12 protein-coding genes are annotated in these 18,723 nt (G+C 75.2%); 4 read left to right on the top strand and 8 right to left on the bottom strand.

Annotation, left to right across the window (positions count from 1 at the left end; translation table 11 throughout):
- Positions 1–20: 20 nt before the first annotated feature.
- The 5 genes from A2CP1_RS09655 to A2CP1_RS09635 all read right to left on the bottom strand — a co-directional run bounded on the left by A2CP1_RS09655 (position 21) and on the right by A2CP1_RS09635 (position 6,159).
- On the bottom strand, positions 21–1,208 hold the full coding sequence (locus tag A2CP1_RS09655) for an HDOD domain-containing protein (RefSeq protein ID WP_012633179.1): 1,188 nt from the start codon (positions 1,206–1,208) through the stop codon (positions 21–23).
- A gap of 28 nt (positions 1,209–1,236) precedes the next feature.
- Positions 1,237–2,415, bottom strand: coding sequence for a lipocalin-like domain-containing protein (locus A2CP1_RS09650; RefSeq protein ID WP_012633178.1), 1,179 nt, complete (start codon positions 2,413–2,415; stop codon positions 1,237–1,239).
- Positions 2,405–4,933: an FtsX-like permease family protein gene (locus tag A2CP1_RS09645; protein ID WP_012633177.1), complete on the bottom strand. Its 2,529-nt coding sequence runs from the start codon at positions 4,931–4,933 to the stop codon at positions 2,405–2,407. Before A2CP1_RS09645 ends, A2CP1_RS09650 begins: the two co-directional genes overlap by 11 nt.
- A 7-nt stretch (positions 4,934–4,940) precedes the next feature.
- Positions 4,941–5,624: an ABC transporter ATP-binding protein gene (locus A2CP1_RS09640; protein WP_012633176.1), complete on the bottom strand. Its 684-nt coding sequence runs from the start codon at positions 5,622–5,624 to the stop codon at positions 4,941–4,943.
- 265 nt (positions 5,625–5,889) lie between these two features.
- Positions 5,890–6,159, bottom strand: a complete 270-nt coding sequence (locus A2CP1_RS09635; RefSeq protein WP_012525879.1) for a hypothetical protein — start codon at positions 6,157–6,159, stop codon at positions 5,890–5,892.
- Positions 6,160–6,294: 135 nt separating this feature from the next.
- Here A2CP1_RS09635 and A2CP1_RS09630 point away from each other — a divergent pair, with 135 nt between their 5' ends.
- Together A2CP1_RS09630 and A2CP1_RS09625 are read left to right on the top strand one after the other, a co-directional pair.
- Entirely contained in the window at positions 6,295–7,473 is a 1,179-nt protein-coding gene (locus A2CP1_RS09630) for a GDSL-type esterase/lipase family protein (RefSeq protein WP_012633175.1), read from the top strand.
- 63 nt (positions 7,474–7,536) lie between these two features.
- Positions 7,537–8,172 carry a MarC family protein gene (locus A2CP1_RS09625; protein WP_012633174.1) on the top strand — a complete coding sequence of 212 codons (636 nt, stop codon included), beginning with the start codon at positions 7,537–7,539 and terminating at the stop codon, positions 8,170–8,172.
- Between the two features lie 179 nt (positions 8,173–8,351).
- Here A2CP1_RS09625 and A2CP1_RS09620 read toward each other — a convergent pair whose 3' ends face one another.
- A complete protein-coding gene (locus tag A2CP1_RS09620; RefSeq protein ID WP_012633173.1) occupies positions 8,352–10,790 on the bottom strand; it encodes a DUF3536 domain-containing protein in 2,439 nt (812 codons plus the stop codon).
- 146 nt (positions 10,791–10,936) lie between these two features.
- Here A2CP1_RS09620 and thiD point away from each other — a divergent pair, with 146 nt between their 5' ends.
- Entirely contained in the window at positions 10,937–11,722 is a 786-nt protein-coding gene (thiD, locus tag A2CP1_RS09615) for a bifunctional hydroxymethylpyrimidine kinase/phosphomethylpyrimidine kinase (RefSeq protein WP_012633172.1), read from the top strand.
- Between the two features lie 15 nt (positions 11,723–11,737).
- Here the strand turns inward: thiD and A2CP1_RS09610 are convergent, their stop codons facing one another.
- A complete protein-coding gene (locus A2CP1_RS09610) occupies positions 11,738–14,362 on the bottom strand; it encodes a tyrosinase family protein (RefSeq protein WP_012633171.1) in 2,625 nt (874 codons plus the stop codon).
- Positions 14,359–14,610: a hypothetical protein gene (locus tag A2CP1_RS09605; RefSeq protein WP_012633170.1), complete on the bottom strand. Its 252-nt coding sequence runs from the start codon at positions 14,608–14,610 to the stop codon at positions 14,359–14,361. The genes A2CP1_RS09610 and A2CP1_RS09605 overlap by 4 nt, the downstream gene beginning before the upstream one ends.
- 482 nt (positions 14,611–15,092) lie before the next feature.
- On the opposite strand from A2CP1_RS09605, the gene A2CP1_RS22805 reads away from it, so the two are divergent.
- Entirely contained in the window at positions 15,093–18,719 is a 3,627-nt protein-coding gene (locus A2CP1_RS22805; protein ID WP_012633169.1) for an IPT/TIG domain-containing protein, read from the top strand.
- The last annotated feature ends 4 nt before the right edge of the window (positions 18,720–18,723 follow it).

Genomic DNA, 18,723 nt, shown 5'->3' with positions numbered 1-18,723 from the left:
CGCCGGCGGGGCGGCCGCGCTCAGGCGGCCGCGGCGGCCGCGCCCTCGAACAGCGCCTTCCAGCGGGCGAGCGCCTCGGCGGGGAGGCCGTACGGCTGCACCAGCATGAGCGACCGGCCGTGCTCGGCCCAGGCCAGCTTCACGGTCGCGAACCCGCGCAGCGCCGGGTCGCACGCGATCTTCATCTCCAGCAGCACGTTCTCGGGCAGCGCGCGCGGCCCGGAGACCACGCACTGGGCCCCGCCCATCGCGCGGATGTCGAACACGTGCTCGGTGCCGCCGAGCCGCAGCGTCATGAGGTACGGCAGCGGGTGCCCCGCGGACGGGGCCGGACCCGGTGGCGGGGCGATCAGGCTCGCGCCCACGTCGGCCTTCCACGCCTCGGGCCGCTCGAACGCCGCCACGAAGCCGGGCAGCACCTCGATGGCGCGGGCCACCAGCGGCCGTTCCGTCGCGTCGAGCAGCGCCGCCTCGGCGAGGTCGTCGGCGGCGACCGAGGTCCGGTCCGCGATCAGGCGCACCACCTCGTCCACCGCCGCGACCGTCTCCACGTACCGCGGGTCCGCCGCCGCGCCGATGCGCTCGGCGTGGTGCTGCGCGACGACGTCGGCCAGCACCGGCGGCAGCTCCCAGCGCGCCGCCATCACCACGCCCATCTCCACGTGGAACCGCTCGGCGATCGCGGCCCACTCCGAGGCCTGCCGCGGCACCGCGCCCTCGCGGCGCGCCAGCAGGTCCTCCAGGCAGGCGATGGCCACCACCTTGCCGAAGTCGTGCAGGAGGCCGGCCGAGAACGCGATCTCGGGGGAGAGCCCGCGCCCTCGCGCCAGGGCCTGGCAGAGGAGCGCCGAGGCGAGCGCGTCCATCCACACGCGCCGGCGCAGCGGCGCGAGCCTCCCGGCCGCGAGCACGTGCGCGCCCAGCCCCGAGGCGAGCGCCAGCCGGGCGACGTCCGTCGCGCCGATGCGTTGCACCGCCTGCTTCACGGAGGCCACCGGCGCGCCGCGGGCGTAGAGCGCGGCGTTCGCGCACCGGAGCACGTCGGCCGCGAGCACCTGGTCCGACGCCACCAGCCTCGCGAGATCGTCGAGGCCATAGTCCTGCGTGCGCAGCAGCGCGTCGATCTGGAACGCGACCGCGGGATAGGGCGGGACCTTCACCTGCTGGCGCGCCACGAGGTCCACCATGGCGCTGTCGAGATCGGTCATGCGCCGGCAGTGTATCGCAGCGACGCGGTCAGATGGGTGGCCGCGCGCGCGCGCCGTAGCCCGTCAGCTCGACGTATCCCTCGCCCGCGGCGCGGCCGTCCGGACCCGTGAGTCGCACCGGCCCCTCCCAGTAGGCGAGCCCCGGCACGCGCGCGGAGACGTTCTCCGCAGCCTCCAGCTCGGGTCGAACCGAGAGGCGGATCCCCGCCGACGGGATCGTGACGGTCCAGCCGAGCGGGTACTCGGCGCCCGTCGCCGGGCTGCGCCAGCGCCCGAGCGGCTCGGCGCGCCAGGCGTCCGCGTCGAGCCACCGCACCGCGCCGTCCGGCGTCACCAGCGTGGCGCGGCGGAAGTCCACGCTGCCGTCGGCGCGCCGGAGCGCGTAGAGCATCAGGTCGCGCCCGTCGGCGAGCCGGAGCGCGAACCAGTCCCAGCCGACCTGCGCGGGCGCGAGCTGGGACGAGCCCATCTCCCGGTCCATCCAGCTCGTCCCGCGCACCGCGCGCGCCCGGCCGCTCAGCGACACCGTGCCGGAGGTCGCCATCCGGGTGAACGAGTAGTAGAGGCTGGCATGGCCGGGCGCGACGGCCTTGCGGCTGTAGCCGTTCGGCCCCTGCAGCACGACCGGGCGCTCCGGCCGCGCCACCAGGTCGAGCGCGATCCCCTGCGCGTCGTCGCGGGCCGAGAGGGTGAACGTCCCGTCGTCGCCGAGCGAGAGCGCCCAGCGGCCCGCGGTGCCGGGCGGCGCGACGGCCCAGGCCAGCACCGGCTCGCCCGCCGCCCCGAAGCCGCCCAGCATCGGGACCTCGCGCCAGAGCACCTCCGAGAAGCGGTGCGTCCCCGCGCGCGGGTCGGTGATCGCGAGGTGCGCCATGACCGCGCCGCCGGTCGTCCACGCGGAGGCGAGCGCCGGCGGAGCGCGCACCAGGCCCACGCGGAAGAACGTCACCTGATAGCCGAGCCGGTGGCCGGGCGCGGTCGCGTCCTCCAGCGTGCCCGTGAGGTACCACCACTCGTTCCGGTACTCCGGATGCGCGTGGTGGTCGCGCGGGAAGCTCCATCGATGCGACGGGTCGGCCGGCGCCCAGGCCCCGCCGCCCCGGCCCTCCGGCGCGCTCGCGGACTCCGTCGCGCGCGCCGCGGTGGCGCCGCCCCCGTCGGTGCCCAGCGAGGCCGCGAGCGCCAGGGCGAGCAGGCTAGAGCGCATCGCGGGAGAGCTCCTGCGCCGGGGTGCGGCTCGCCGCGAGCGCCGGGTACAGGCTGGCTGCCGCGGCGGCGGCGAGGATGGCGAGCCCCTCGAGGGCGAGCGCGCGCAGCGGGACGGAGATCCCGAGCGTCCAGCCGAAGAACGCCGGGTTGACCGCGCGCACCAGCACGATCGCGAGCGCGCCGCCGCCGGCCAGCCCGAGCAGCAACCCCGCCCCGCCCACCGCCAGGCCGCGCCCCAGGAACACCCGGAACAGCTGGCCGCGGCTCGCGCCCAGCGCCCGGTACAGCGCCAGCTCGGCGCGCCGGTCGCGCGCCAGCACCAGCAGCGAGAGCGTCACCCCCGCGGCGGCGATCACGAGCCCCATGGCCTCGAGCAGCCGCGTCACCGCGAACGTCTGCTCGAAGATGGCGAGCACCTCGGCGCGGAGCGTGCGGTTGGAGCGGATCTGCAGGGCGGCGCCGGGGAGCGCGGCCCGCAGCGCCGCCACCGCGCGCTCCGGATCGGCGCCGGGGGCGAGCGTGAGCGCGGCGTTGGAGGGGGCGCCCGGGCCGAACGCGCGCGCGTACGCCTGGAGGTCCATCAGCACCGCCCCGCCCTCGGCGCCGTAGTCGCGGTAGACGCCGGCCACCGGGAAGCGCACCGGGCCGGCGCGGCCGCGCAGCGCGAGCGTGGCCCCGGGCGCCAGGCCAGCCTTGCGCGCGAGCGGCTCCGACACCAGCACCGCGCCGTCCACGCGGAGCGCCCGCATCGCCGCCGCCGCGTCGCCGCCCACCAGCACCACGCGCTGCTCGGCGCCGGCGAGCGCGGCCTCCACCCCGGACACCTGCACGCGGCGGCCGTCGGCGGTGTAGCCGGTGTGCTGCCGCAGCACGTCCACCGACCCGACCCCCGGATACGCGCGCAGCGTCGCGAGCACGTCGGGCGCGAGCGTCGCCTCGCTGCGGGCCCGGCGCCAGGAGGGCGTGGTCACGTACACGTCGGCGCGCAGCGTGGCGTCGAGCCAGCGCTCCACCGTGTCGCGGAAGCTCCCCACCATCACGGTGACGCCGGCGAGCATGGCGACCGCCACCGCCAGCGCGCCCGCCGCGGGCGCCGAGGCCGAGAGCCGGCCGCCCAGGCTGCGGAGCCCGTACGCGATCCCGAGCCGGTGCGGGAGGCCGGCGCGCCCCAGCGCGCGGAGCAGCGCCGGCGTGGCGAGCGGCACCGCCACCAGGATGCCCACCGCCGGCGCGAAGCCGGCGGCGGCGACCCGCTGCCCCGCGAGCACGTACACGGCCAGCCCGCCCGCGAGGGCGGCGAGCCCCGCCGCCAGCAGGCGACCGGCGCGCGCCCCGGCGCCCTCCTCCAGCGTGATCGAGGCGAGGAGCGCGCGCGGGTCGGCCCGGGCCGCGTCGAGCGCCGGCCAGAGGGCGCCCGCCAGCGCGCCGGCCAGCCCGGTGGCGGCGGCCAGCGCGACCAGGCCCGGCGTCAGCGCCACGCGGTCGATCCCCTCCAGCAGGTAGAGGTTGCGGACGGTGCCGGAGACCGCGCCCACGTTGGCCCGCGCCGCGAGCCAGCCGAGCGGGACGCCCGCGGCCGTGCCGAGGGCCCCGAGCAGCGCCGCCTCGCCGAGCACGAGCCCCAGCACCTGGGCGCGGGTGGCGCCCACCGCCCGCAGCAGCCCCAGCTCCTCGCGCCGGCGCGCCAGCGAGGCGCGCACCGAGGCGTAGACCAGGAACCCGCCCACCAGCACCGAGACCAGCGACAGCGCGGTGAGGTTCAGGCGGAAGGCCGAGAGCAGCCCCCCGGCCTCCACGGTGCGCTGCTCGGGCGTGGCCACGCGCGCGCGCTCGCCCAGCACCGCCGAGAGCCGCTCCGCCAGCGTCGCCGGCGCCACGCCCGGCGCGGCCCGGACGTCGATCTGGTGGATGCGACCGGGCGCGCCGAGCAGCCCCTGCGCCTGCCCGATGTCCATCAGCGCCAGCCGGCGGCTCGCCAGCGGCGCCGCCGCCTGGAAGTCCACCCGCGCCCCCAGCACCAGCCGCGCGCGCCGCGAGCCGAGCGACACGTCGATCCGGTCGCCCACGCGCCAGCCCATCTCGTCCGCCCAGGCCGGCGTCACCGCCACCCAGCCCGGCGTGCCCAGCGCGCCCTCGAGCGCGCCCTGCGGCAGCGCCGTCGGGCCGCGCGCGGCGCCGAGCAGGTCGGCGCCGACGAGCTCCAGCGACGCGCCGGGCCGCCCCTCCACCACCGCGTCGGCCCGCCAGAGCGGGCGCGCGGCCGCCACGCCCGGCACCGCCAGCACCTCCGGGAACAGCGCCTCGTCGAGCGCGCCGGTCCAGCCCAGCACCGACAGGTCGGCGTCGCCCGAGACCGCCCGCACCGTGCCGGCGAACGCGCCCAGCGCGCTGCCGTTCAGGATCTGGATCGAGAGGACCGCGCCCACGCCGAGCGCCACGCCCGCCACCGAGAGCAGGAACAGCGCCTTGCCGGCCCGGAGCTCCCGCCCCACGGCGCGCGCCAGGTAGCCTCTCACGGCGCGGTCACCCGCCCTGCTCCAGGCGGCCGGCGTGCAGCGTCCAGGTGGCGTCGGCGAGCGCCGCCAGCTCCCGGCTGTGCGTCACGTACAGCACCGCGCTCCCCTCCTCGCGCGCGAGCCCGAGCAGCAGGTCCATGACCGTCTGCCCGTTGGCCTCGTCCAGGTTCCCGGTCGGCTCGTCGGCGAGGAGCAGCTTCGGGCGGCGCAGCAGCGCCCGGCAGAGCGCCACGCGCTGCATCTCGCCGCCCGAGAGCTTCTGCACCGCCTCGCGCGCGCGCCCCTCCAGCCCCACCCGCTCGAGCAGCTCCCGGGCGCGCGCCGCGGCCCCGCCGGGCGGGTCGCCGGCCACCAGCGCCGGCACGAGCACGTTGTCCTCCACCGAGAGGTGCGGCAGCAGGTGGAAGAACTGGAAGACGAGGCCGACGTGGTCGCGCCGGGCCCGGGTGCGCTCCGCGTCGGGGAGCGCGCCCAGCGAGCGTCCGAGCAGCAGCACCTCGCCGGAGGTGGGCGCGTCGATGCCGGCGGCGAGGTGGAGCAGCGTGGACTTCCCCGACCCGCTCCGCCCGGTGATCGCCACCGCGCGGCCGGCGGGCAGCTCGGCCGAGACGCCGCGCAGCACCGGCAGCGGGACGCCCCCGGCCCCCGCGAAGGTGCGCGTCACTTCACGGAACGTGAGCACGGGCGCCATGCGCGACCCGATTCATGCCGCGGCGGGGCGGCGGGTTCAAGCGGCGCGTCGGGCGTCGGGCGCGGAGCCCTCGCGCGGCCTCACAGCGCCTCCCGTTCGCGTGGGGCCCGTCGCGAGGCACGCGATGGCGTCGCCGAGCCGGGCACACGAGGACCGAGCAGCGCAGGCGTGCCCGTAGGCACGTCGAGCAGCGCAGGGACGAGTCTGCCCGGCGCAGGCAGCCAGCGTGCGCCGCAGCAGGGCTCCACGCGAATGGGCGGCGCTCTCAGGCCCGGCGCACGCGGGCCGGCGGCTCGGCCAGCCGCGCGCGGATCTCGGCCAGCACGAGGTCGGCCGGGTCCTGGCCGAGGAGGGTGCGCAGCATGGGGCGGAGCGCGTCCAGCAGCGCCGGCACGTCGGCGCGCGTGAGGTCCTCGGGCCGGCGCGCGAGGGCGCGGTCCGCGAACGTGCGCACCGCGGTGCGCGCGGTGTTCGGGCCGAGGCAGGTCGCAAGCGACGCGGCGATGATCTCGGCTGGTGAGCGCTCCTCCCCCACGATCCGATCAGGGTAGCGTGCGGCCCTGACGGCGGGCAAGGCGCGAGGGGCGCGCCTGGGCGGCGGGCGTGTACGCCTTGCCGCGGGGCCTGCGTCCGTGGACACCCGCCCCGGCCGGCGCTAGAACGCGCAGTCGTGTCCCACCCCGCTCCCCGGCCGCCGGGCCGCCCGGCGTTCCTGCCGGTCGCGCTCGCGATCTCGACGGTGCTGGCGGCGGCCGGTGCGGTGGCGTGGGAGCGCACCCCGGCGCGTCGCGCCCGCGCCGCGGCGGCCCGGGCGGAGCGCGCCGGACCCAGCCCGCACGGCCGTCCCCTGCGCCCGGCACGCCTGCTCTCCCGCGGCGCCCAGGTCGCCGCCAGCCGCCCCGGCGCCGCGGTGCTGGTGGACGGCGTCTATCGCGGCGACGCCTGGTCGGGCGGCTTCCCCACGCCCGCGGCGCCGGCCTGGGTGGCGATCCGCATCGGCCGCGGCCCGAGCCGCGTGCTCCTCTCCTGGACCTCGTCCCACAACCACGACTACCGCGAGCAGCAGTACGGCGCGCCGGTGGACTACCGCATCGAGACCTCGGCCGACTCGCGGGACGGCCGGGACGGCACCTGGCGCACCGCCGTGGAGGCCCGCGGCAACCCGGTGCGCAGCCGCGCCCACGCGCTCGACTTCACCGGCCAGCGCTGGGTGCGGCTGGTGGTCACGGCCCTGTCACCTCGCGTGAACGAGTGGGGCCTGTTCCTCGACGAGATCGACGTCCACGACCTCTCCGTCGGCGGCGACGACGTCTGGGTGTTCCTCGGCGACAGCATCGGCGCCGGCGTGTTCGACCGCGCCGCGGCGCACCGGCCCAGCTTCGCCGACGCGATCGCCCGGGCGCACCCCGGCTACCAGCCCGCCATGATCGACGCGGGCTTCTGCCGCGCGCGGACCTGGGAGGTGGCCGAGCGGATCGACGAGGTGCTGGCGCTCAACCCGGACGCGAGGGTGTTCGCGATCGTGCTGGGCGCGAACGACGGGGATCTCCCGCGGCTCCGCGCCGGCCTCGAGCGCATCGTCGAGCGCGTCCGGGCCGCCGGGCGCATCCCGGTGGTCGCCCGGATCCCGTTCCAGACGCGGTACGGGTACGACTGGGTCGCGCAGAAGAACGCGGTGGTGGACGCGGTGGTGGCAGCGCAGGGGCTGCTGCCCGGGCCGGACCTGTACGCGTGGTTCCGCGACCGCCCGGACCGGCTCGCCGACGGGCTCCACCCCGACGCGGAGGGGGCGGTGGCGATGAGCCGGCTGTGGGCGGAGGCGGCGGCGCCGCTGTACCCGCCCCCGTGACGAGGCGCCGGGCCGGGACGCGCGGTGGCGGCCGCGGCCGGGGCGTGCTTCACTCGCGCGCGCATGAAGCCCCTGCTCGACTTCGGCCTGCTCGTCTTCGTGTCGATGTTCACCATGATGGGCCCGGTGGGCGTGCTCCCGCCGTTCGTGTCGATGACGTCCGGGCTGTCCGGGCCCGAGGCGCGGCGGGTCGCCCGGCGGGCGACGATCACGGCGCTGTGCGTGCTGCTCGTGTTCGCGCTGGGCGGGCAGCTCGTCTTCCGGTTCTTCAACATCTCGGTCAACAGCCTGCGGGTGGTAGGCGGGATCATCCTGCTGCTGGTCGGCTACGAGATGCTCCAGGCGCGCCCGTCGCGGACCAAGCACGACGAGCCCGACGCGGAGGGCTACGCCGAGGACATCGCCATCACGCCGCTCGGGATCCCGGTGATCGCCGGGCCGGGCGCCATCACCACGGTGATCATCCTGATGAGCGAGGCGCACGACCTCGCGCGCAAGGCGGTGCTGCTCACGGTGCTGCTCGGGCTGCACGTGCTCACCTACGCGATGCTGGTCTCCGCGAAGCCCCTGCTCGCCTTCCTCGGCCCCAGCGGGAACAAGGTGCTGGTCCGGATCATGGGCCTCATCGTGATGGTGATCGCCGTCGAGTTCTTCTTCGCCGGCCTGAAGCCCATCGTCCGCGACATGCTCGGCCGCTGACCCCCGACCCCTGAGCCCCGACCCAGAGTCATCCTGACGCAGGCGATGACGCGATCGGCCGCCGTCTGGCGGTGAAACCGCCGGCGCTGCGAGCACTTGCGCCGGGCAGCCTTGACGCGCCCCCGCGCCGGAACGCGGTTCCGCGGACGACTCTGGGTCGGGGGGAGATGCTTCCGGGGTCAGGCGGGCGTCGCGAACCCGGCGCGCGCCAGCAGCATCGCCTCGTCGAACCAGAGCCTCCGGGCCAGCTCCGCGGTCGCCTCCCGGTCCAGGGTGACCATGGCCGAGCCGGCCCAGGCCCAGACCCGGTTCTGCGCGTTCCACAGGTCGAGCCGCAGGCCCAGCCGCTCGGCCAGGCTCAGGATCCCGGCGAGCTCCGCCGCCCGCGCCGCCGGCGCCTGCCCCGCCACCAGCGCCGCCACCCGGTCCTCCACGAGCTGCTCCACGTCGCGCCGGACGGCGTCGATGTGCAGGTGCGCCCCCAGCCGGCGGGCGAGCTCCACGGTGGCCCCCAGCTCCACCTCGGCGGCGGCGAGGTCCACCTCCCCCCTCCGCGCCGCGCCGGTGACGCGGAGCACGCGGGCGGTCAGCGTCACGTCGGCGGTGACCCGCAGCGGCCCGGGGACCGGCGAGTCGATCTCGCGCAGGAACTCCATCAGGCGCCGGTTGTCCTCGAAGATCTCGCGGTAGCCGTCCTCGTACCGGCGCAGCGTCCCTTCCAGCAGCGTGCCCGCCACGCGGCGGCGCTCGTCCAGGAACAGGTCGCGCAGGCCGTAGTCGCGCCCGGGGAAGAAGCGGTCCACCGAACGCAGCAGCTGCGCCAGCGACTGCGCCGGCGACCGGGCCAGCAGCGCCTCCTCCAGCTCGGCGAGCTGCTCCGGCCCGCGGTACGGCGCCAGCCCGCAGCGGAAGTCGGCCGCGCCGAAGTGGAGCACGCAGGCGACGGCGTCGAGGGTCTCGCGGGTGAGCGCGCTCTCGAGCTGCAGCCGGCACAGCGCCACCGCGACCGGGCCGGCCGCCGCGGCCCGCCGCCCCTCGACCCGGTACGCGTAGCAGAACACCCAGCCCGCGTCCGGCACCGGCCGCACCGACGCGGCGATCGCGAGGTGGGCGCCCACGCCCTCCAGCGACACCACGCTCGGCTCCACCAGCCGCCGGAACACCTCGCGCCCGTTCGCCAGCGCCGGGTCGTTCGAGGGCGCGGCCGCGAGCGCGCGCTCCAGCCCGGGCTGCAGGTCCACGCCGGCGACCTCGCGGGCGAGCTGCACCGCGCGCGCCGCGTACCGGAGCACCTGCACCGTCTCGATCCCCGACAGCTCGGAGAAGAACCAGCCGCAGCTCGTGAACATGAGCTGCCCCTGCCGCTGCATCTCCAGCAGCTGGAGCGCGCGGACCGACTCCTCCGCCGAGAGCGCCCGCCCCGCCTCGCGCCGAACGAAGTCCGGGGCGTCCCGGCGCTCCGGGTCCACCAGCACCTCGGCGTAGCGGTCGCGCGTCCGCCACGGGTCCGGCAGCAGCCCCGCCGCCTCGCGCTCGTAGACGGCGTCGAGCTGCCCGCGCAGCCCGTCCAGCGCGTTCCGCAGCGGCGCGCGCCAGGCCTGCGTCCAGCCCTCCGCGCCGCCCGCGCTGCACCCGCAGTCCGAGCGCCAGCGCTCCACCCCGTGCGCGCAGCTCCAGGACGATCCCTCGGCGATCTCCGCCTCCCACTCCACCGGGATCCAGTCCAGCGCCTGGCCCAGGTTCACCAGCTCCACGCCCGGCCGACGCGCCAGCTCGCGCAGCGCCCCGGCCAGCACCTCGTCGGCGCCCTTCTTGTGGTGGCCGAGCGTCTCGCCGTCCACCGCCACCGTGAGCAGCTCGTCGTGCTCGCGCCCCGGGTCGAACCCGGCCTGCAGCCGGTCGAGGAGCGCCGCGGCGGAGCCGAGCGCGTCCCCGAACGCCAGGTCGCGCGCGATGTGGCCGTCGTAGAAGAACACGGTGAGCTCGCGGGCGCCGGCGCGCACGCGGTACGGCCGCGTCGGGTCGAAGCGCGCGCCGGTGGCGTCGACCCACTCGCCGCCGGGCGCCCGGATCCGCACCGCCTGGTACGGCGAGAGGATGGTGTACCGGAGGCCCTCGCCCGCCAGCGCCTCCAGCGTCGCCGCGTCGGCGGCGGTCTCGGGCAGCCAGAAGCCCTCCGGCTCGCGGTGGAACCGGCGCCGGAAGTCGGCCAGGCCCCAGCGGATCTGCGTGAGCCGGTCGCGGGGCGAGGCGAGCGGCAGGATGGCGTGGTTGTAGCCCTGTGCGAGCGCGTTGCCGTGGCCGCGCAGCTCCAGGCTGCGCGCGTCGGCGTCGAGGACGCGCGCGTAGGCGTCGGGCCGGTGGCGCTCCAGCCAGGCGAGCAGCGTGGGGCCGAAGTTGAACGAGAGGTGGAGGTAGCTGTCGACGATGTCGAGGATCCGCCCGCGCCCGTCCTTCAGGCGCGCGGCGCCGTTCGGCGCGTAGCACTCCACCGCGATCCGCTCGTTCCAGTCGTGGAACGGGTCGGCCGAGTCCTGCACCTCGATGGCCTCGATCCAGGGGTTCTCGCGCGGCGGCTGGTAGAAGTGCCCGTGGAGGCAGAGCAGGCGGCGGGACATGGGTCCGACCATGGTAGGCGCGCCCCGGCGCGGCGCGACTGCTCGTCGGGGCCGTTCCGCTCCTGCGCCGGCCCCTCGTTCGGCCCCCCCGCGCGCGGGCGCGCCGGCCGCGCGCCGGGGCGATCCTGGGCTATGGTGCGCCCACCATGAAGGTCGCCCTCACCATCGCGGGCTCGGACTCCGGCGGCGGCGCCGGCATCCAGGCCGACCTCCGCACCTTCGCCGCCCACCGGCTCCACGGCACCTCCGCCATCACCGCCGTGACCGCGCAGAACTCGGTGGCGGTGACCGCCTGGGTGGCGCTCGAGCCGGCCATGGTGGTCGCGCAGCTCGAGGCGGTCGCGACGGACATGCCGGTCGCGGCCACCAAGACCGGCATGCTCGCGAACGCGGCCATCGTCGGCGCGGTGGCGGACGCGGCGGCGCGGCTGCCGCTCGGGCCGCTGGTGGTGGACCCGGTGATGGTCGCGAAGAGCGGCGACCGGCTGCTCGACGCGGCCGCGGAGCGCGCCTACGTGGAGCGGCTCTTCCCGCTCGCCGCCATCGTCACGCCCAACCTGCACGAGGCCGAGGCGCTCCTGGGCCGGCCGGTGCGCGGGCTCGCGGCGATGCGCGAGGCGGCCCGCGACCTCCACCGGCTGGGCGCGCGCGCGGTGCTGGTGAAGGGCGGCGAGAGCGTGCCGGGCGCGGAGGACGTCTTCTTCGACGGATCCCGGCTGGAGGAGATCCCCGGCCCGCGCATCGACACCGCCAACGTGCACGGCACCGGCTGCACGCTCTCCGCCGCCCTGTGCGCCCGGCTCGCGCTCGGGGACGCGCTGCTCGACGCGGTCCGCGGCGCGAAGGCCTACCTGGTCGAGGCGCTGCGCCGCTCGTACACCGTCGGCAAGGGGCGCGGGCCGGTGGACCACCTCCACCCGCTCACCAGGTAGCGTCGCGCCGCCGGCTCACTCCAGCGCAGGCCTGATCATCTCCATCACTGCGCGCAGCGTGTTCTCGTCGCGCAGGATCACGCGGAGCCTGCCTTCCACGTCCGACGAGGCGAGGTGGGACGGCTCGCCCGGCGAGGGCTTCCGGCAATACTCGGCGAGGCAGCGGCGGAGCTCCTCCGGATCGATCCCCTGTTGGCTCAGCACCCCGAGCACGCCGCGGCTGCGGAGGACGCACGCGACGAGGCTGCACACCCGGTCACGGTCGCGGTCTGGATCGTCCTTCACGGTCGGCGCGTCGTCTCCGCCGCGCCACACGGCGCCCGTCAGGAGCTGCTCGCGCGTGAAGGGCAGCCCGCGCAGGGTCCTCCCCTCGGCGAGGATCCGAAGCGGGTAGATCCCGTGAGCATGGGCCGTGAACGATGTCTCGAACGCGCCCGGCTGCACCTCGGGCATCGGCAGCGTCGACGCCGCGCCGTCTGGGCGCGTGAGCTCCGCGCGACAGTGGGCGCGCCCGGCCACGGGCAGGCCGTACTCGGTCAGGACCGCGCGCACGCCGAGGCTCGCGCCGGGCACGTTGCTCGTCTGGGACAGCGTGGCGCGCATCCTCAGGTTGGAGTACGCGTGCACGTTGAAGTTGTACAGGATGCCGTGCGCCGCGGCGGTCGCGCGCCCTGCCGACCGATCCTCGAGCGACGAGAGATACCGCTTGTAGCCCGCGTTCTCGACGCCGAGCCGTGCGTACCACCGGCCCGCATGCGCGCTCTTCCCGCCGAGCGGCACCGGGAGCCCGAGGCGATACAGCGCCACCTGGTGCCCCGCCTCGAACGCGAGCGTCGGGTGGGCGCTCGCGACCGCGGGATCGATGATGTCGCCGTCGGGCGTCTCCAGCCGGAACCGGATCGCGTGGGGCGCGGGCGCCAGGAGGAACGCCTTCGCCGAGATGTCCGTGTCGGCCAGCCAGAAGGGGATGCGCACCTCGGGGCCGGGACCGACGTATCCCTGAGGATCGAGCACGATGTCGTGGTTCGTCACGCCGGCGAAGATCTGCTGGTAGTACTTCGCCACCCGGTAGGTCGCGTCGGGCGTGAGGTCGCCCGTCATGAGCAGGTAGCCGCGGTTTCCGCTGCACAGCGCCTGGAGCGCGACGGGGTTGAGGATCTCGGCGCGGCCGAGGCCGATCGCATACACGCGCCCGTTGAGCGACGCGATCAGGTCCTCCACGTCGTGGATGTAGCGTCGAGCGTGCGGACCGTGGTTCTCCTCGCCGTCGGTCAGGACGACCAGCGCCTTGACCTCGTGGTCGGTCACGGGGGCGACGATGCCGTGCGCGAGCGCGACCCCTTCTCCGATCGAGGTCCACCCGTTCGGATTCGGCGCGTAGCTCTGGATGGCCGCGCTGATGGTCAGCTTCCCGGCTCCGGCGGCCTCGGTCATCGGGATGCCCGGATGCGCGTCGTGATCGAAGCTGCACACCGCCATTGCGTTCGTGTCCTCGAGAACGACGACCGCCGTGGGCGCAGAGAACCTCAGGACGTCCGCCCGCGTCACGCCTGCGCCGACCCCCGAGTCGAACGTCATGCTGTTCGATCGATCGAGCACCATCACCATCGCCGCCGTCGGTCGAGCGATCGTGTTGGCCCTCAGCGCGACGGCGAACTGATCGCCGGTCTCGTCGCACCTGATCGTCGCGGCGCCCTCCGAGACGTCGCCGGCAGCGGTCGCCGTGTACGTGAACCAGACCCGTCCCTTCTCGTCGACGTGCGGGTCCGCCGGCCCGGGCGACCCAGGAAGCCCGAACGTCCCCGGCGGCCCGGCCGTCACGACGGGTCCGTTCACGACGGTGAAGTGCAGCGTCTCGCACGCGTCGAGGGAGAACACGGCAGCGCCCATCCGCGTCTCGCCGGCGGGCACCTCGATGAAGTTGACGACGGGCGTGTCGAGCGTGACGCGCGGCGTGTCCTGCACGAAGCCCGGGGGGTAGCGATAGACGTTGATCGTCCGATGGTCCAGCACGTCCGCGGGCGTGGTGGTGTACCCCATCAGCGGATCCGTGAGCCCCGCCCCGGCTCCGCTCGAGACGAACGGCGCGGTGGGATGGCCTAGCTGCCACTGCGCCCAGAGCAGGTCGATCCAGCAGTGGTGGAGGTAGAACACCGGGTCGTGGGGTGAGTCGCGCTGCGCCATCTTCCCCGCGACCCACCGGTGCGGCGCATTGTGGAGGTTGACCTCGAGGTCGGGCCAGAACGTGTCGTACGTCCCGCGGCCTAGCGCCGTGTTCAGCTGACCCTCGGTGGGCAGCGTGTCGGATCCCAGCGCCCGATCGAGGTTCCACGCCGAGTCGAACTGGCCGAGGAACGGACCGTCCCACAGCGAGTCCGACGGGCTGCGGTCGACGACGGAGTTCCAATAGGGGAGCGTCACCTGGGGGTGATACGTGCGCAGCGCGTCCTCGAAGCGCCGGATGAACTCGCGATGCCACGGCAGGAAGTGCGAGCTCGTGTGAATCCCGTGGCTGAAGTGGGCCTCGTGCTCGCTGGCGAACTGGTCGACGACGCCTGCCGCCTTCGCGTGGTGGAGCGCCTGGACCAGGCGGTCGCGCTCGGCGGCGTCCAGGTCGCGGTAGTTCTTGCGGCACCTCATGACGCACCTTCCTTCGACGCGGAGGACCTGGCCCGGATCTGCTGCGCCCGGCGCCGGTGGCTGACGTACCGCCGCGCGAGCTCCATCAGGTCGTCCGTCCAGTCGAAGGCGTAGTCGTCCAGGAAGTACATCCCGTTCGGCAACCGTCCGTGAGCGACGCGCCTGCCGTCGATCCGGAGCTCCGGCTTCCCTTCGCGCTCGCGGATCTCGATGTGGCTGCCCTCGTGCTCGTGACCTTCGGACGCCATGTGGCCGCTCCGTCGTTTCGCTCGCGGTTGCACGCGAGGTCACCAGGAGTGGACGGCGCGATCCGTCGATGTGACCGAGACCGGCGGGTCCAGTCCAACGAGCGAACCAGCACAGAGCGTAACCGGTCGCTGCGGCGACGGAGACACGCCGCGAGCGTACGGGCCCCTGCGGAGCGTACCGCCGCCCATGCGACGGAGGCGCGGAGCCCGACGCACGCGCGGACCGGATCGGGACCCGTCACGAACGCGAGCATGTCCGGTCTGCTGCCCAGCGCGACGAGCTGCCTCGTCGCCCTGGGCAGCCGGGGGGTTCCATGGCGCAGAAGCGCACGCGAGACTGCGGGTGCGGCGGTACGGGGACGCGTCGAGAGCCCGGGGAATCCGGAGCGCGCGGCGGGGCCGAGGGCGGAGACACGCCGCCCTCGCGCTTGTCGCGCTGGGCTCGCACGTTGCCGACCCCGTCGGCGCTGCCGCGTCCGCGCATGTACTCACGCGCGGAGACGCTGGCCGAGGTGATCGTCCGGCCGCCGGGCTACGTGCCGGCGAGCGCGGTCGTCCGCGCGTCCGAGCTCACCCCCGAGCGGATCGCCGAGGTCGGCAGCGCGCTCGAGGAGCTCCCGCGCCTCCGCGTCTCCGGCCAGGCGGGCGCGATCGACGTGAAGCTCGAGCTCGCCGGCGGGGAGCAGGTGAAGAGCGGTGCGGTCGTGCTGGAGCGAGACGATCGGCGACTCGAGGTGCCGCAGGATCCGGTGAGCCGGCGATTCAGGCTGGACGGGGTGGAGCCGGGCGAGTACGTCGTGCGCGCGGCCTCCGCCGCGCTCGGCCGCGCCGAGCGGACGATCTCCGTGCGCCCCGACGACGTGGCCCGCGTGGCGATGCGCCTCGACGGCAGGCCGCTCCACGGGACGAGCACCGTGCGCTTGGTGCTCGCGGGAGCACGCGGCGACGAGGTCCGGGTGCGCGCGCTCGACAAGGACTCCGGCCGCTACGTCGTCGACCGGCGGGTGCCCATCCACGGCGGCCTGGTGGAGCTCGAAGCACCGTTCGGGCGAATCCACTGGGACCTCGACGACGGCGAGGCCAGGAGCTGCTACGACACCGACGAGACGGACGTCTGGGAGATCCTCCCGCCGCGCCGCGTGCAGCTCGTCGCGCGAAGGGACCTGGACCCCGATCCGCCGCCCGACTGGACGATCGCGCTCGGGGACGAGTTCCGCAGCGTCGGACGGGTGCTCCCCCGCATCGGGATCGACTCCATCGATGGCCTCGCCGCCGCCGAGCCCGAGCAGCTCATGCATCGCATGCTGGCACTCCGCGGCGACCGGGAGGCGCCGATCAACCGGCGCCTGCTCGCCGAGTCCGTCCTCGCGGCGCGAGTCGCCGTGGGGGCGATGGCGCTCCGGGGCGAGGTGCAGACGCAGGTCACGCTTCGCGCCAATGCCACGTTCACGCGGAGCCTCCTCCCCGCCTTGCCGGGCGACCTGGTGTTCACCGTCGATCTCCAGCCAGGCCAGACTGCCGAGCTGCGGATCGACGGACCGTCCGCGCGGATCCGCCGCAAGGTGGAAGGGGCGGACACGATCGCGCTCGCCGTCTCCGCGGCGGACGTCGCCGCGAAGCGGCCGTTCCGGGTGTCGCTCGCGAACACCTCGGGCGACTCCATCGGCGGCATCGTGAAGGTGAGCTCACCGGTCGCGAAGCACGTCCCCGGCGGCCTCGCGCTGCAACCGACGGTCGAGCAGCGGATCTCGAACATCCTCACCGCGCTGGCTGCGCAGAACCCGGGCCTCGGGACCGACGAGCCCGACGCGGTGCTCGCGCCCCAGAACATCCAGATGTGGCTCGATCGCGCGCGCACCCTCATGACCGAGCTGGGCGTCTGCAGCGTTCGCGACCTCGGATCGTTCCGGCTCGACCCGAACCGGAAGCTCCGCGTCGGCGCGTACGTCGCGCCCGTCGTCCAGCCGCCCCGGACGATCCCGACGATCCCGCGGTACCGCTTCGCCGAGCTGCTGCAGAACGTCCTGTACTACGAGCCGAACCTCGTCCTGCACGACACGGCCGTGGTCATGGCCGGCGAGTGGGACATCCGCGGGCAGGACGTCGTCGTGGGGCAGGAGGTCCGCGAGCTGGTCGTGATCGTCGAGTCCATCCGATACGACGGCGCGACCCGCATCACCTGGGAGACGCCGCCCCTCCCGCCAGCGGCCGCGTTCTGGCCCAGCCCGGCGGCTCCCGGCTCCAGCGGTGGGTCGCCTGGCGCCCAGGGTGGCGACGGCGAGGACGGGGATCAGGCTCCGCACCCGACGAAGAACGGCGGTGCCGACGCCGTCGTGCCAGCGCCCATCGTGACGATGTACGTGCTGAACGCGACGAGCGGGCTGCCGCCGATCGACCTGCGCGGCCAGGATGGCGGGCGCGGGGGACGTGGGCAGGACGGGGGGCGCGGCGGCGACGGCGCGACCGGGCTGCGCGCAGACGGGACGTTCTTCGGCGGCTGCTGTCGCAGCGTCGGGTCGGGCGGCGATGGCGGGCTGGGCGGGGATGCGGGACGCGGCGGCACCGGAGGGAAGGGAGGCGACGGCGGGAGGCTCACGCTCCTCACGACGCACCAGAGCATCGCCGCGCTCGACGCGGCGCCGCCGTCGATCGACGTGAACCCCGGTGGTGGCGGCCCGGGAGGCGACCCCGGGAATGCGGGCCTGGGTGGTAACGGCGGCGCCGCCGGCACCGCGGATTGCGAGACGTGGTGCGACGAGCACCCGGAGCGACGCGGCGCGCGCGGCGCCGACGGCGCCGCTGGGATCCCCGGGGCGTTCGGCCCGCCGGGCCCGAGCGTCGTCCCGGACGCGATCCAGATCCTCCCGATCACGCCGCAGCAATGGTACGACGAGCTCAACCGTCCGCACATCCTCAGCCTGAGCGTCTACGAGGCCGAGCCAGGCCAGACCGTGTCGATCGCGGGGCAGAACTTCGATCCGTCGATCGATCGCGTGTTCTTCGACGGCGCGGACGTGGGGCCCGTCGCGAGCGCGACCACCGCAGCGTTCGTGGTCCCGAACGACTCCGACGGCGGGTTCCACCCCGTGGTCCTCCGACCAGCCGGCGTGTCCGATCGCCGCAGCAACCGGGTGATGTTGCGAGTGCTTCCCAAGCTTCTCGCCCTCCCCTCGCCGCCGCGCTGGATCGAAGGTCAGACGGTGGTCCTGAACGGCCTCGCCTTCGCGGGTGGTGCCCAGGTGTTCGCGGAGGATCGCTCGGTGGCGCCGGCCCTGAGCTATCTGCTCCCCACGTCGAGCGTGACCCGCACGGCGATCACGCTCACGATCCCGCCGGCCCCGCTCGGCTCACTGCGTGGCGTCCGGCGGATCGTCGTGCGAAATCCGGACGGTGGCACGAGCCGCGACGAGCGGGCGATCCGCATCAGCGACACGATCGTGGTGCGTGTCGCCGCGTTCAGGGTGGTCGGCACGAGCCCCGGAAGCGGGACCACGCGTACCGCGGCCGAGATCGCAGACCTCTTCAGCGAGGGGGGCGCGTTCTCGGTGACGGCCCCGTGGGGGCAAGCTCGGATCAGCTTCCGCCTCGTCCAGGGAGTCACCGACGTCTCGACCACCGACGTCCACGCGAACACGTGGCCCATCGACGACCCGGCGGCCGACCGGGCGCTCTTCGCCGCGGCACCGGGCGTGCTCGGGGCGCTCAACTTCTTCTTCGCGCGCGACGTCGAGTTCGCCACCGCGTACGCGTACTTCGGCGGAGGACCGCTGTTCATCGGCGATGAAGGTGGGCCGCTCGGCCCCGTCGATCTCCAGCAAGTCGTCGCGCACGAGATCGGTCACGCCCTCTGCCTGCGCCACGTCTGCGATGCGGGCGAGGGGCCGGGCACCTTCTTCGATCGCGCCTGCGACGGCGGCGACGAGACGTTCCTCATGTACCCGTTCTGGGATGCCTCGGATGGAATGGCGATCCACGGCGGTCAGGTGGATCCCGCGCGCATCGGGGCTACACACGTGGAGGACGGGAAGGTGGCGTCGCTGCCCGCGGGGTCGCTGTTCATGGGCAACAACACCATCCCGCAGTGCGCCACGGCCGACGCGCAGGACTGAGCGA

This window comes from Anaeromyxobacter dehalogenans 2CP-1 (assembly GCF_000022145.1).
GTDB classification, from domain to species: domain Bacteria; phylum Myxococcota; class Myxococcia; order Myxococcales; family Anaeromyxobacteraceae; genus Anaeromyxobacter; species Anaeromyxobacter dehalogenans.
This window is presented reverse-complemented; position numbering and strand designations above follow the sequence as displayed.